Raw genomic sequence first — 13,712 nt, forward strand, 5'->3', positions numbered from 1 at the left:
TCCAACGGGTCCTAAAAATCGGGTAGCGAATCGCTATGCTTGAAATCGAAATCGACGGTAAGAAACTGACGGTGCCCCAGGGCAGCACCATCATGGATGCTGCCCACTCGGTGGGTACCTATATCCCGCATTTCTGCTACCACAAGAAGCTGTCCATCGCGGCCAACTGCCGCATGTGCCTTGTGGAAGTCGAAAAGGCGCCCAAGCCGCTGCCGGCCTGTGCCACCCCGGTCACCGACGGCATGCGGGTCCACACCCATTCCGACCTGGCCGTGAAGGCGCAGCAGGGCGTGATGGAGTTCCTGCTCATCAACCACCCGCTGGACTGCCCGATCTGCGACCAGGGCGGCGAATGCCAGCTGCAGGACATCGCGGTCGGCTACGGCGGCGGCTCGTCGCGTTACCAGGAAGAAAAGCGCTCGGTGCCGGGCAAGGACATGGGTCCCCTGGTGTCGGCCGAGGAAATGAGCCGCTGCATCCACTGCACCCGCTGCGTGCGCTTCACCGAGGAAATCGGCGGCTTCCAGGAAATCGGCATGGCCAACCGGGGCGAGTTCTCGGAAATCCTGCCCTTCCTCGGCAAGACGGTGGATTCGGAAATCTCCGGCAACGTGATCGACCTGTGCCCGGTCGGCGCGCTGACCTCCAAGCCGTTCCGCTACAGCGCCCGTTCGTGGGAACTGTCGCGCCGCAAGAGCGTGGCGCCGCACGACGGCCTCGGCTCCAACCTGATCGTCCAGGTCTACAACCACAAGGTGATGCGCGTCCTCCCGCTGGAGAACGAGGCGATCAACGAGTGCTGGCTCTCCGACCGTGACCGCTTCTCGTACGAGGCGCTCAATTCCGACGCGCGTCTGACCCGCCCGATGATCAAGCACGACGGCAAGTGGCACGAAACCGACTGGCAGACCGCGCTCGACTACGTCGTCAAGGGGCTGACCGGCGTATCCGCCCAGCACGGCAAGGACGCCATCGGCGTGCTCGCCGGCGCTGGTGCGACCACCGAAGAGCTGTATCTGCTGCAAAAGCTCGCGCGCGCCTTCGGCGTCAACAACATCGACCACCGTCTGCGCCAGCGCGACTTCGCCGCCGACGAGGGGCAGACCGGCGCGCTGTGGCTCGGCTCGACCATCGCCGAGATGGCCTCGGCCAACGCGGTGCTGGTGGTCGGCTCGACCCAGCGCCACGAGCAGCCGCTGCTCGCCGCCCGGCTGCGCCAGGCGGTCAAGAAGGGCGCCGAACTGAACCTGATCCACGTCGCCGACGACGAGCTCTTGACCCGCGTCAACGCCAAGCTGATCGTCGCGCCGCAGGCGCTGGCCGACGGCCTCGCGCAGGTGCTCAAGGCCGTCGCCGAGCTCAAGGGCGCCTCGGCCAACCTCGACCTTTCCGGCGTGACCGTCTACGACGAGGCGCGCCGCATCGCCGAAAGCCTCGTCCGCGCCGAAACCGCCTCGGTCGTGCTCGGTAGCGTCGCGCAGCATTCGCCGGTGTTCTCGCAGCTCTTGGCCATCGGCGGCGAAATCGCCCGCCTGAGCGGCGCGCACTTCGGCGTCTTCTCCGAGGCCGCCAACAGCGTCGGCGCCCAGTTCGTCGGCGCGCTGCCGCGCCGCGGCTTCGCGGGTGCCGCCGTCACCGCCGGCCTGAACGCCGCCGAAATGATCGCCGCGCCGCGCAAGGCCTACGTGCTGTGGGGCGTCGAGCCGGAAGCCGACTGCCACGACGGCCAGGCCGCCGTCGCCGCGATGAAGGCCGCCGAGACCGTGATCGCGTTCACCGCGTTCAAGGGCGACGGCCTGCTCGACTACGCCGACGTGCTGTTGCCGACCGCGCCGTTCACCGAAACCGCCGGTTCCTTCGTCAACATGGAAGGCAAGCTGCAGACCTTCAACGGCGTGGTGCGCCCGCTGGGCGAGACCCGTCCGGGCTGGAAGGTGCTGCGCGTGCTGGGCAACCTGCTGTCGCTGCAAGGCTTCGAGCAGAACACCGTCGAGGACGTGCGCGCCGAGTTCGTCGGCCCGTTCGGCGACGGTGCGGCCAAGCTGTCCAACGCCGTGTCGGGCGTCGCGCTCGACAAGCCGGCCGTCACCGGTCTGGTGCGCGTCGGCGAGGTGCCGATGTATCACGTCGACGCCATCGTGCGCCGCGCGCCGTCGCTGCAGGCGACCGTGCACGCCAAGGCGCCGGTAGCCTCGGCCAACCCGGCGGTGCTGGCCGCGGCCGGCCTCGCCGACGGCGAGCTGGCGGTGGTGCGCCAGGGCGCGTGCGAGGTGCGCGTGCCGGTCAAGGCCGACGCCGGTCTGCCGGAGGGCGTGCTGCGCCTGGCGGCCGCGCATCCGGCGACCGTCGGTCTTGGCGGCCTGTTCGACCCGATTGAACTGAAGCGGGGTTAAGCGATGGAATTCTTGCAAAGCCTTCTGGGCAACGAAGCGGGGCTGACGGCCTGGACCCTGCTGAAGATCGTCGCCATCGTCGCGCCGATGATGGGGGCGGTGGCTTACCTGACCTTGGCCGAGCGCAAGGTGATCGGTTACATCCAGATCCGTATCGGCCCGAACCGGGTCGGTCCCAAGGGTCTGCTGCAGCCGATCGCCGACGGTCTGAAGCTGCTGCTCAAGGAGATCATTCTCCCGACCAACGCCAACAAGAGCCTGTTCCTGCTGGCGCCGGTGCTGTCCATCATGCCGGCGCTGGCCGCCTGGGCGGTGGTGCCGTTCACCGACACCCTGGTGCTGGCCAATATCGACGCGTCGCTGCTGTTCATCATGGCGATCACCTCGATGGGCGTGTACGGCGTGATCGTCGCCGGCTGGGCCGCCAACTCGAAGTACTCGTTCATCGGTGCGATGCGTTCGGCGGCGCAGATCGTCTCGTACGAAATCGCGATGGGCTTCGCGCTGGTCGGCGTGCTGATGGTGTCCGACAGCCTGAACCTGGTGAAGATCGTCGAGCAGCAGGCGCACGGCGTCGCCGGCGGTTCGATCCTGTCGTGGAACTGGCTGCCGCTGTTCCCGCTGTTCCTCGTCTACCTGATTTCCGGCGTGGCCGAGACCAACCGCGCGCCGTTCGACGTCGCCGAGGGCGAGTCGGAGATCGTCGCCGGCTTCCACGTCGAATACTCGGGCATGGCCTTCGCGGTGTTCTTCCTCGCCGAGTACGCCAACATGATCCTGGTGTCGACGATGACCGCGATCATGTTCCTGGGCGGCTGGCTGTCGCCGTTCCCGGCTTCGTGGGGCATCCTCGGCGCGGCCGGCTTCTTCTGGCTGGCGCTCAAGGTGGCGATGGTGCTGTTCTGCTTCCTGTGGTTCCGCGCGACGTTCCCGCGTTACCGCTACGACCAGATCATGCGTCTGGGTTGGAAGGTGTTCATCCCGCTGACCCTGGTTTGGGTGGTCGTACTGGGCGCGTGGATGATGAGCCCGCTGTCGATCTGGCAGTAATTCGGGGTGGTGAAGAGCATGGATACGATTCGCAATTTTTTCAAAACCTTCCTGCTGGTCGAACTGGTGAAGGGCCTGGCGCTGACCGGGCGTCACCTGTTCGCCCGCAAGATCACCGTACAGTTCCCGGAAGAAAAGACGCCGATCTCGCCGCGCTTCCGCGGTCTGCACGCGCAGCGCCGTTACGCCAACGGCGAGGAGCGCTGCATCGCCTGTAAGTTGTGCGAGGCGGTCTGCCCGGCGATGGCGATCACCATCGAGTCGGACCAGCGCGAGGACGGCACCCGCCGCACGACGCGCTACGACATCGACCTGACCAAGTGCATCTTCTGCGGTTTCTGCGAGGAGGCGTGCCCGGTCGACGCGATCGTCGAGACGCATATTTTCGAATACCACGGCGAAAAACGTGGCGACCTCTACTACACCAAGCCGATGCTGTTGGCCGTGGGCGACAAGTACGAGGCGGAAATCGCGGCCAACAAGGCGGCCGACGCCAAGTACCGCTAAGGGGGAGTCATGAGCTTTCAAACCGTAGTGTTTTATGTGTTGTCGGCGATCCTGATCTTCGCGAGCTTCCGCGTGATCACCGCCAAAAACCCGGTTCACGCCGCGCTGTACCTGGTGCTGGCCTTCTTCACCAGCGCCGGCCACTGGCTGCTGCTGCAGGCCGAGTTCCTCGCGATCGCGCTGGTGCTGGTCTACGTCGGCGCGGTGATGGTGCTGTTCCTGTTCGTCGTGATGATGCTCGACATCAACTTCGAGAAGCTGCGCGAGGGGTTCTGGCGTCACTTCCCGCTCGCCGGGACGGTCGGCCTGATCATGGTCGCCGAGATGGCGCTGATCCTGATGAGCCCCGAGGCTTCGCTCGACCAGTTCAAGGCGGCCGCGCCGCTCGCCGCCGACGCCAGCAACGTCAAGGAACTGGGCCGTCAGATCTACACGACCTATCTGCTGCCGTTCGAACTGGCCGCCTTTGTCCTCCTGGTGGCGATCATCGCCGCGATCGGCCTGACCCAGCGCCAGCGCAAGGACACCAAGTTCATCGATCCGGCCGTGCAGGTCAAAGTGCGTCGCGACGACCGCGTGCGCATCGTGAAGATGGACGCCGAGAAGCGTGCCGTGGCGGACACGGATGTCGTGTCTGAAGAACAACAGGCCTGACGGCCACATAGAAAGAGGGAGGAAACGTGCTGACGCTGACTCACTTCCTGGTGCTGGCCGCAATCCTGTTCGCCATTAGCGTGCTGGGCATCTTTTTGAACCGCAAGAACGTCATCGTGCTGTTGATGGCGATCGAGCTGATGCTGCTCGCGGTGAATTTCAACTTCATCGCGTTCTCGCATTACCTGTCGGATACCGCCGGTCAGATCTTCGTGTTCTTCATCCTGACCGTGGCAGCCGCGGAATCCGCGATCGGTCTTGCCATTCTGGTGGTGCTGTTCCGCAACCTGAACACCATCAACGTGGAAGATCTGGGCAGCCTCAAAGGCTAAGATCACCGAATCTCAACTTACCTAAAGCACGCTAAGCATGGATATGAAAAGCTTGTACCTGCTGATTGCGCTCTCGCCGCTGGCGGGTTCGCTGATTGCAGGCTTGTTTGGGTGGGCGATCGGACGCCGCGCGGCTCACGTCGTGACGATCCTCGGCGTGGCCGTTTCGGCCGCGCTGTCGCTCAAGGTCCTCCACGGTTTCCTGACCGGCGAGGCCAGCGTCTTCAACGAAGCGGTCTATACCTGGCTGACCGTCGGCGGCATGGAGTTCTCCGTCGGCTTCCTGGTCGACACGCTGACCGCGATGATGATGGTGGTGGTCTCCTTCGTGTCGCTGATGGTGCATATCTACACCATCGGCTACATGCAGGAAGACCCGGGCTACCAGCGCTTCTTCAGCTACATCTCGCTGTTTACCTTCTCGATGCTGATGCTGGTGATGAGCAACAACTTCATCCAGCTCTTCTTCGGTTGGGAAGCGGTGGGCCTGGTGTCCTACCTCTTGATCGGCTTCTGGTTCAAGCGTCCGACGGCGATCTTCGCCAACCTGAAGGCCTTCCTGGTCAACCGCGTCGGCGACTTCGGCTTCCTGCTCGGCATCGGCCTGGTGCTCGCGCATTTCGGCGGTTCGCTGAACTACAGCGACGTGTTCGCCGCCGCGCCGGGCTTGGCGAACGCGACGATCGCGATCTTCCCGGGGGTCGAATGGTCGCTGATGACCGTCACCTGCATCCTGCTGTTCGTCGGCGCGATGGGTAAGTCGGCGCAGTTCCCGCTGCACGTGTGGCTGCCCGACTCGATGGAGGGTCCGACCCCGATCTCGGCGCTGATCCACGCCGCGACCATGGTGACCGCCGGTCTGTTCATGGTGTCGCGCATGAGCCCGCTGTTCGAGCTGTCGGATACCGCGCTGAACTTCATCATGGTCGTCGGCTCGATCACCGCGCTGTTCATGGGTTTCCTCGGCATCATCCAGAACGACATCAAGCGCGTGGTGGCCTACTCGACGCTGTCGCAGCTTGGCTACATGACCGTCGCGCTGGGCGCTTCGGCCTACTCGATCGCGATGTTCCACGTGATGACGCACGCCTTCTTCAAGGCGCTGCTGTTCCTCGCCGCCGGTTCGGTGATCATCGGCATGCACCACGACCAGGACATGCGCAATATGGGCGGCCTGCGCAAATACATGCCGATCACCTGGATCACCTCGCTGCTCGGCTCGCTGGCGCTGATCGGTACGCCGTTCTTCTCCGGCTTCTACTCGAAGGACTCGATCATCGAGGCGGTGCACGCGTCCAACCTGGCCGCGTCCGGCTTCGCCTACTTCGCCGTCGTCGCCGGCGTGTTCGTGACCGCGTTCTACTCGTTCCGCATGTACTTCCTCGTCTTCCACGGCAAGGAGCGCTGGATGGAGAACCACGGTTCGCACCATGAGCACCACGGCGACCACGACGACGAGGAGCCGTCCGGCGACCACCACCACGGTCTGGGCCCGAACGACAAGCCGCACGAGAGCCCGTGGGTGGTGACGCTGCCGCTGGTGGTGCTGGCGATCCCGTCGGTGATGATCGGCTACTTCGCGATCGAGCCGCTGTTGTACGGCGACTTCTTCAAGGGCGTGATCGTCGTGAACAGCGAGGCACACCCGGCGATGGCGGAGCTGGCGCACGAGTTCCACGGTGCCGCCGCGATGGGCGTGCACGCGCTGCAGACCATGGTGTTCTGGCTGGCGGTGGCGGGCGTGGCGCTGGCGTGGTTCTTCTACATGAAGGCGCCGCACATCCCGGCCGCGATCAAGCAGCGTTTCGCCGTGATCGACCGCGTGCTCGAGAACAAGTACTACATGGACGACCTGTACTTCAATCTGTTCGCCAAGGGCTCGCGCGCGCTGGGCACCTTCTTCTGGAAGGTCGGCGACATGCTGCTGATCGACGGCCTGGTGGTGAACGGTTCGGCCAAGCTGGTGGGCTTCTTCTCGGGCGTGGTGCGCAAGCTGCAGACCGGCTTCATCTACAGCTACGCGACGACGATGATCGTCGGCGTGCTGGCCCTGATGACGCTGTGGTTTGCCCAGCTGATCTTCTGATCGCCGCTTCGAAGTACAAGATTGCAATAAAACAAACTTAGGTCTTGCTATGTTCACACATCCGCTTAGTCTGGTGATCTGGACCCCGATCGTGGCCGGGTTGCTGGTGCTGGCGACCGGCGGGGACCAGCGGGCGTCCCTGGCGCGCTGGTTGGCGCTGGCGGGCGCCGTCGCCGGCTTCCTGGTCTCCGTGCCGCTGTTTACCGACTTCGACAACCTGAACGCGGGCATGCAGTTCGTCGAGAGCCGCCCGTGGATCGAGTCGCTCAACATCAACTACCACCTCGGCGTGGACGGCATCTCGATGCTGTTCATCGTGCTCAACAGCTTCACCACGCTGATGGTGGTGCTGGCTGGCTGGGAGGTGATCGAGAAGCGCGTCGCCCAGTACATGGCCGCCTTCCTGATCATGTCGGGCCTGATCAACGGCGCCTTCGCCGCGCTGGACGCGATCCTGTTCTACGTGTTCTTCGAGGGCATGCTGATCCCGATGTACCTGATCATCGGGGTGTGGGGCGGTCCGCGCCGCGTGTACGCGTCGATCAAGTTCTTCCTGTACACGCTGCTGGGCTCGCTGTTGATGCTGGTGGCCTTCATCTACCTGTACTTCCAGGCCGGCAAGAGCTTCGACATCCTCGCCTTCCACGACCTGAAGATCGCGATGTCGGTGCAGATCCTGCTGTTCATCGCCTTCTTCCTGTCGTTCGCGGTGAAGGTGCCGATGTGGCCGGTGCATACCTGGCTGCCTGACGCCCACGTCGAGGCGCCGACCGGCGGTTCGATGGTGCTGGCCGCGATCACGCTGAAGATCGGCGCCTACGGCTTCCTGCGCTTCGCGCTGCCGATCCTGCCGGACGCCTCGATCGAGCTGGCGCCGATCATGGTCGGCCTGTCGCTGGTCGCCGTGGTCTACATCGGCCTGGTCGCGCTGGTGCAGACCGACATGAAGAAGCTGGTCGCCTATTCGTCGATCTCGCACATGGGCTTCGTGACGCTGGGTCTGTTCATGTTCGTCGGCAGCGACCTGAACGTCTGGGCCATCGAGGGCGCGATCGTCCAGATGGTGAGCCACGGCTTCGTGTCGGCCGGCATGTTCATGTGCATCGGCGTGATGTACGACCGCGTGCACAGCCGCAACATCGCCGACTACGGCGGCGTCGCCAACAAGATGCCGATCTTCGCCGCGCTGATGATGCTGTTCGGCATGGCCAACTCGGGCCTGCCGGCCACCTCCGGCTTCGTCGGCGAGTTCATGGTGATCATGGGCGCCGTGCAGGTGAACTTCTGGTACGCCTTCGCCGCCGCGACCACGCTGATCTTCGGCGCCGCCTACACGCTGTGGATGTACAAGCGCGTGATCTTCGGCGACGTCGGCAATCACCACGTGGCCGAGATGAAGGACGTGAACAAGCGCGAATTCCTGGTGCTGGCCCTCCTGGGTCTGGCCGTGCTGGGCATGGGTCTGTACCCGCAAGCCTTCGTCGAAAAAATGCACCTTTCGGTCAACGATCTGATCGCCCACGTGGCGCAGAGCAAGCTGTAAGGGGCCAAGGAAAACGCTATGAACTGGGCTGATCTCAATCTGATGCCCGCCGCGCCCGAGCTGTTCCTGTTCTCGGCCGTGTCGGTGCTCCTGCTCCTCGACCTGTTTGTCTCCGACGCCAAGCGCGGCATCACCTACGTGCTGTCGCTGGCGATCCTCGCCGTCGCCGCCGTGCTGCAGCTGGCGGTGGCCGAGCCGTACGCGATCCACACCTTCAGCAACACCTTCGTGTCCGATCCGCTGTCGACGCTGGTGAAGCTGGCGATGTACGCGACCACCTTCGCCGTGCTGGTCTACTCGCGTCAGTACTGCGCCGACCGCGGCATCTTCAAGGGTGAGTACTTCACGCTGTCGCTGTTCGCGCTGGCGGGCATGAACATCATGGTCAGCGCCAGCCACTTCCTGTCGCTGTACATGGGCCTGGAACTGTTGTCGTTGTGCCTGTACGCGCTGATCGCGCTGCAGCGCGACTCGGTGCCGGCGACCGAGTCGGCGATGAAGTACTTCGTGCTCGGCGCGCTGGCCTCGGGCCTGTTGCTGTACGGCATGTCGATGGTCTACGGCGCGACCGGCTCGCTCGAGCTGGCCGCAGTCGCCAAGAGCATCGGCGCCGGCTCGGCCAACCAGGTGCTGCTGGTGTTCGGCTTGGTGTTCATCGTCGCCGGCCTTGCGTTCAAGCTGGGCGCCGTGCCGTTCCACATGTGGGTGCCGGACGTCTACCAGGGCTCGCCGACCGCCGTCGCGCTGATGATCGGTGCCGCGCCGAAGCTGGCCGCCTTCGTGTTCGTGTTGCGTTTCCTGGTACAGGGCCTCGGTCCGCTGGTCGCCGACTGGCAGGGCATGCTGGCGATCGTCGCCGTGCTGTCGATGGCGATCGGCAACATCACCGCGATCGCGCAGACCAACATCAAGCGCATGCTGGCCTACTCGACCATCTCGCACATGGGCTTCCTGCTCCTGGGCCTGATCGCCGGCAACGCCGACGGTTACTCGGCCGCGCTGTTCTATACCGTGGTCTACGTGCTGATGTCGCTGGTCGGCTTCGGCATCCTCCTGGCGCTGTCGCGCGCCGGCTTCGACTGCGAGACGCTCGACGACCTCAAGGGCCTGAACCAGCGCAACAGCTGGTACGCGCTGCTGATGCTGCTGGCGATGTTCTCGATGGCCGGCATCCCGCCGCTGTTGGGCTTCTTCGCCAAGTTCGCGGTCATCATGTCGGTGGTGAACATCGGCCTGGTGTGGCTGGCGGTCTTCGCCGTGGTGATGTCGCTGATCGGCGCCTTCTACTACCTGCGCGTGGTCAAGTGCATCTACTTCGACGACGCGGTCGACACCGCGCCTATCGTGGTGCGCGGCGACATGAAGCTCTTGCTGTCGGTCAACGCCGTGGCGCTGCTGGTGCTCGGCGCGGTGCCCGAGCGTCTGGTGGCGCTGTGCGTCGAGGCGATGAAGCAGTCGCTGACCGTGCTGTAAGCGTCGGGAACTTCGGGCGGCGCGCGCCGCCCAACCGCCACCCCCGGGCGACCGGCCTGCGAGACGCAGCCGGTCGCCTCTTTGTTGAGCGTAAGCCTAGGAGTGATCGTGCAAGCGAGTGTCGCCATCCTGTTGATCGTCGCCGTGCTGGCGGCCAACCTGCCGTTCCTGACGCCGCGCCTCGCCGGCGTGCTGAAGCCGGCCAAGCGCAAGCACTTCGGCTGGCACCTGCTGGAGCTGGCGGTGCTGTACGCGCTGGTCGGCCTGTTCGCTCGCCTGCTCGAAGGGCGCAGCGCGCCGGTGCACGCGCAGAACTGGCAGTTCTACGTGACCACGCTGTCGCTGTTCCTGGTGTTCGCCTTTCCCGGCTTCGTCTACCGCTACTTCTGGACCAAGCGCGGCGCCTGAGGCGGCGCCGTACGACGACACGCAACCCGGCCGCGGCCGGGTTTTTTCGTGGCCGGCACGCGAAAGGCCGCAAGGCGGTGGAGGCCGGCGTCCACATCAAGGGGGGGAGAATGGGCTGGCCGGAGCGGGGCGGTGCCGTCGGCGCTTGGCCGAGCGCGTCGGCCAGGCCGGCGGCGTGGCTCAGTAGAAGCGCGCCTCGCCCGCCGGACGGGTCTTGAAGCGCTTGTGCAGCCAGAAGTACTGCTCGGGGCACTCGCGGATGCGCTCTTCGAGGAAGGCGTTCATGCGGCGCGTGTCGGCGACCACGTCGTCGCTCGGGAAGTTTTCCCACGCCGGGTAGAACTCGAGCTCGAAGCGGAAACCGACGCGCCGCGCGACGGCCGGCACCACGCGCGCGTTCGCCAGCCGCGCGATGCGCGACAGCCCCGGGATGGTCGCCGCGTCGGTGTGGAAGAACTTCACGAAGATCGAGTCGCGCGGGCCGAAGTCCTGGTCGGGCAGGTAGAGGAAGGGCGTGTGCTCGGCCTTCATCGCCTTGATGATGCTGCGCAGGCTTTCCTGGCGCGACACGATCTTCACGTTGTCGTAGCGCTGGCGGTGGCGGTAGATCGCCGCGTCCAGCTCCTGGTTCTTCTGGTGCGAGTAGACGCTGACCAGCGGCAGGTCCTGGTTGAGCCGGTAGCAGCCGATCTCGAAGGCGGTGAAGTGCGGGTAGAAGATGATCACGTCGTGGCCTGCGTCGCGCAGCTCGGTGACGTAGTCGAGGTTCTTCACCGTGACGAGGCGGCGGATCTTGTCGGCCGACGCGTACCAGCAGATGCCGTACTCGAGCATCAGGCGCAGCATCTGCACGAAGTTGGCGCGCACCAGGCGGCGACGTTGGCCGAGCGTCAGCTCTGGAAAGCACAGGCCGACGTTGACCATGCCGACGCGGCGCCGCTCGCGCGCGGCGAGCCAGGCAAGCGTGCCGAGCAGCTCGGCCAACAGGTGGATCAGCGGGATGGGCAGGAAGCGCACCAGCCACAGAAAGGCGAAGACGAATTTCATTCAGGGTCCAGTCGGGGGCGCCGGCACGCCGGCCGGGCGCTTGTAGCGGTTGTAGCTCCACAGGTACTGCGCCGGGTGGCGGCGGATCATCGTCTCGATCGTGCGGTTCAGCCGCGCGGCGTCCTCGTCCTTGTCGCCGGTGAACGGCTCGGCCGGCGGCTCGATCTTCACCGCGAAACCCGCGCCGCGCGGCAACCGCTCGCCGGTGAAGAACAGCGTCGACACGCCCTTGAGCTGCGCGAGCCGTGCCACCAGCGTCATCGTGTAGGCGTGGCGGCCGAAGAACGGCGCCCACACGCCCTCGCCGCTGCCGGGCACCTGGTCGGGCAGGATGATGGTCGCCTCGCCCTGCCGGAGCGCCTTGACCAGCTGGCGCACGCCGGCGGCGTTCGCCGGCGCGGTCCGGCCCTGGCCGCGCGCGCGGCCGGCGTTCATCAGCGGTTCGAGCCAGGCGAGCTTGGGCGGGCGGTACATCGCGGTCAGCGGGAAGGGCAGCCGTTGGCTGAGATAACGGCCGGCGATGTCGTAACTACCCAGGTGTGGCGTGACGAACACGATGCCGTCGCCGCGCGCGAGCGCCGCCTCGACGTATTCCCAGCCGTCGCAGCGCCTGACCTGCCGGGCGATCGCGTCCGGCTCGGCGCACCAGGCGATCGCCAGCTCGAACGCGCCCTTGCCGGTCTCGGCCGCGCACTGTTTGACAAGGCTTGTCAAGTCCTGATACGGTCCCACGATTTGGCTTTGCGCCAGATTCGATTTCAGCCTCGCGGCGAACCGCGGCGAGGCGAGGTAGACCAGCCGTCCGCAAGCTGCGCCCAAGCCCTGCAACAGCCCCAGCGGCAGCCGGGACAAGGCGTGAAACAACCATTCGATCAAACGGGCCATAGCGCGGCGGGAATCCTGTCCTGTGAAGGGGGTGGGGCGGCGTAGTTTATCATCACTGCAATTGCCACAATATTCGGGAACGTCAAGGAAATGAGCGAATACCTGTTTACTTCGGAGTCGGTGTCCGAAGGTCACCCGGACAAAGTCGCGGACCAGATCTCCGACGCGATCCTCGACGCGATCCTGCGCGAGGACAAGCACGCGCGCGTCGCCGCCGAAACGCTGGTGAACACCGGCCTCGTGGTGCTGGCCGGCGAGATCACCACGCACGCCAACGTCGACTACATCCAGATCGCGCGCGACACCATCAAGCGCATCGGCTACGACAACGCCGACATGGGCTTCGACCACCGCGGCTGCGCGGTGCTGGTCGGCTACGACAAGCAGTCGCCGGACATCGCCCAGGGCGTCAACGAAGGCGAGGGCCTCGACCTCGACCAGGGCGCCGGCGACCAGGGCCTGATGTTCGGCTACGCCTGCGACGAAACCCCGACGCTGATGCCGTTCCCGATCTACTACGCGCACCGCCTGGTGCAGCGCCAGTCGGAGCTCAGGAAGGACGGCCGCCTGCCGTGGCTGCGCCCGGACGCCAAATCGCAGATCACCTGCGTGTACGACAGCGAAACCGGCCTGCCGAAAAGCATCGACACCGTGGTGCTGTCGACCCAGCACGCGCCGGAAATCGACCACAAGACGCTGACCGAGGCGGTGATCGAGGACATCGTCAAGCCGGTGCTGCCGGCCGAGATGCTGACCGCCAACACCAAGTACCTGATCAACCCGACCGGCCGCTTCGTCATCGGCGGCCCGCAGGGCGACTGCGGCCTGACCGGCCGCAAGATCATCGTCGACACTTACGGCGGCGCGGCGCCACACGGCGGCGGCGCGTTCTCGGGCAAGGACCCGTCCAAGGTCGACCGCTCGGCCGCCTACGCCGGCCGCTACGTGGCGAAGAACATCGTCGCCGCCGGCCTCGCGCGCCAGTGCCAGATCCAGGTTTCGTACGCGATCGGCGTCGCGCGCCCGACCTCGATCTCGGTCGATACCTTCGGCACCAACACCGTACCGAACGAGCTGATCGTCGAGCTGGTCAAGCGCCATTTCGATCTGCGCCCGAAGGGCATCATCCAGCAGCTCGACCTCTTGCGCCCGATCTACGGCAAGACCGCCGCCTACGGCCACTTCGGCCGCGAGGAGCCGGAATTCAGCTGGGAGCGCACCGACAAGGCCGAGGCGCTGCGCGCCGACGCCGGCCTCTGAGCCGCGCCTGCCCACCCGACGACGCCCCGCCTTGAGCGGGGCGTTTTGTTTGGCGCGGCAAGCGCAAGCTTGGC

General features: G+C 65.4%; 12 protein-coding genes. 10 read left to right on the top strand and 2 right to left on the bottom strand.

Going from position 1 to position 13,712, the window contains the following annotated elements:
- Positions 1-35 precede the first annotated feature (35 nt).
- From nuoG to EV683_RS03070, 9 genes are all read left to right on the top strand, one after another.
- Positions 36-2,393 (top strand): NADH-quinone oxidoreductase subunit NuoG, encoded by a 2,358-nt coding sequence (gene nuoG, locus EV683_RS03030; RefSeq protein WP_131861791.1) that lies wholly within the window; start codon positions 36-38, stop codon positions 2,391-2,393.
- Positions 2,394-2,396: 3 nt separating this feature from the next.
- Positions 2,397-3,443 (top strand): NADH-quinone oxidoreductase subunit NuoH, encoded by a 1,047-nt coding sequence (gene nuoH / locus EV683_RS03035; RefSeq protein ID WP_066611915.1) that lies wholly within the window; start codon positions 2,397-2,399, stop codon positions 3,441-3,443.
- 27 nt (positions 3,444-3,470) lie between these two features.
- Positions 3,471-3,950 carry an NADH-quinone oxidoreductase subunit NuoI gene (gene nuoI / locus EV683_RS03040; protein ID WP_197457439.1) on the top strand — a complete coding sequence of 160 codons (480 nt, stop codon included), beginning with the start codon at positions 3,471-3,473 and terminating at the stop codon, positions 3,948-3,950.
- A 9-nt stretch (positions 3,951-3,959) separates the two neighbouring features.
- The gene (locus EV683_RS03045) at positions 3,960-4,604 is read left to right on the top strand and encodes an NADH-quinone oxidoreductase subunit J (RefSeq protein ID WP_066611909.1); all 645 of its coding nucleotides are present in this window, start codon (positions 3,960-3,962) and stop codon (positions 4,602-4,604) included.
- 26 nt (positions 4,605-4,630) lie between these two features.
- Complete coding sequence (nuoK, locus tag EV683_RS03050) at positions 4,631-4,936, top strand: NADH-quinone oxidoreductase subunit NuoK (protein ID WP_066611908.1); 306 nt, start codon at positions 4,631-4,633, stop codon at positions 4,934-4,936.
- 37 nt (positions 4,937-4,973) lie between these two features.
- Complete coding sequence (gene nuoL / locus EV683_RS03055; protein ID WP_131861792.1) at positions 4,974-7,022, top strand: NADH-quinone oxidoreductase subunit L; 2,049 nt, start codon at positions 4,974-4,976, stop codon at positions 7,020-7,022.
- 49 nt (positions 7,023-7,071) lie between these two features.
- Positions 7,072-8,565 carry an NADH-quinone oxidoreductase subunit M gene (locus EV683_RS03060; protein WP_066611906.1) on the top strand — a complete coding sequence of 498 codons (1,494 nt, stop codon included), beginning with the start codon at positions 7,072-7,074 and terminating at the stop codon, positions 8,563-8,565.
- A gap of 18 nt (positions 8,566-8,583) precedes the next feature.
- The gene (gene nuoN, locus EV683_RS03065; protein WP_066611905.1) at positions 8,584-10,038 is read left to right on the top strand and encodes an NADH-quinone oxidoreductase subunit NuoN; all 1,455 of its coding nucleotides are present in this window, start codon (positions 8,584-8,586) and stop codon (positions 10,036-10,038) included.
- Positions 10,039-10,146: 108 nt separating this feature from the next.
- A complete protein-coding gene (locus EV683_RS03070) occupies positions 10,147-10,446 on the top strand; it encodes a DUF2818 family protein (RefSeq protein WP_066611904.1) in 300 nt (99 codons plus the stop codon).
- Positions 10,447-10,626: 180 nt separating this feature from the next.
- On the opposite strand, the gene EV683_RS03075 is transcribed toward EV683_RS03070, so the two are convergent.
- On the bottom strand, positions 10,627-11,493 hold the full coding sequence (locus EV683_RS03075; protein ID WP_131861793.1) for a lipid A biosynthesis lauroyl acyltransferase: 867 nt from the start codon (positions 11,491-11,493) through the stop codon (positions 10,627-10,629).
- Positions 11,494-12,378, bottom strand: coding sequence for a lysophospholipid acyltransferase family protein (locus EV683_RS03080; protein ID WP_131861794.1), 885 nt, complete (start codon positions 12,376-12,378; stop codon positions 11,494-11,496).
- Between the two features lie 90 nt (positions 12,379-12,468).
- On the opposite strand from EV683_RS03080, the gene metK reads away from it, so the two are divergent.
- Complete coding sequence (gene metK, locus EV683_RS03085; RefSeq protein ID WP_066611899.1) at positions 12,469-13,638, top strand: methionine adenosyltransferase; 1,170 nt, start codon at positions 12,469-12,471, stop codon at positions 13,636-13,638.
- Positions 13,639-13,712 lie beyond the last annotated feature (74 nt).

Source organism: Crenobacter luteus, assembly GCF_004345725.1.
Lineage (GTDB): Bacteria > Pseudomonadota > Gammaproteobacteria > Burkholderiales > Chromobacteriaceae > Crenobacter > Crenobacter luteus.

Coding starts and splice junctions, on each gene's coding strand:
- nuoG (WP_131861791.1), top strand. CDS start 36: ATGCTTGAAATCGAAATCGACGGTAAGAAACTGACGGTGCCCCAGGGC.
- nuoH (WP_066611915.1), top strand. CDS start 2,397: ATGGAATTCTTGCAAAGCCTTCTGGGCAACGAAGCGGGGCTGACGGCC.
- EV683_RS03045 (WP_066611909.1), top strand. CDS start 3,960: ATGAGCTTTCAAACCGTAGTGTTTTATGTGTTGTCGGCGATCCTGATC.
- nuoL (WP_131861792.1), top strand. CDS start 4,974: ATGGATATGAAAAGCTTGTACCTGCTGATTGCGCTCTCGCCGCTGGCG.
- EV683_RS03060 (WP_066611906.1), top strand. CDS start 7,072: ATGTTCACACATCCGCTTAGTCTGGTGATCTGGACCCCGATCGTGGCC.
- nuoN (WP_066611905.1), top strand. CDS start 8,584: ATGAACTGGGCTGATCTCAATCTGATGCCCGCCGCGCCCGAGCTGTTC.
- EV683_RS03075 (WP_131861793.1), bottom strand. CDS start 11,493: ATGAAATTCGTCTTCGCCTTTCTGTGGCTGGTGCGCTTCCTGCCCATC.
- EV683_RS03080 (WP_131861794.1), bottom strand. CDS start 12,378: ATGGCCCGTTTGATCGAATGGTTGTTTCACGCCTTGTCCCGGCTGCCG.
- metK (WP_066611899.1), top strand. CDS start 12,469: ATGAGCGAATACCTGTTTACTTCGGAGTCGGTGTCCGAAGGTCACCCG.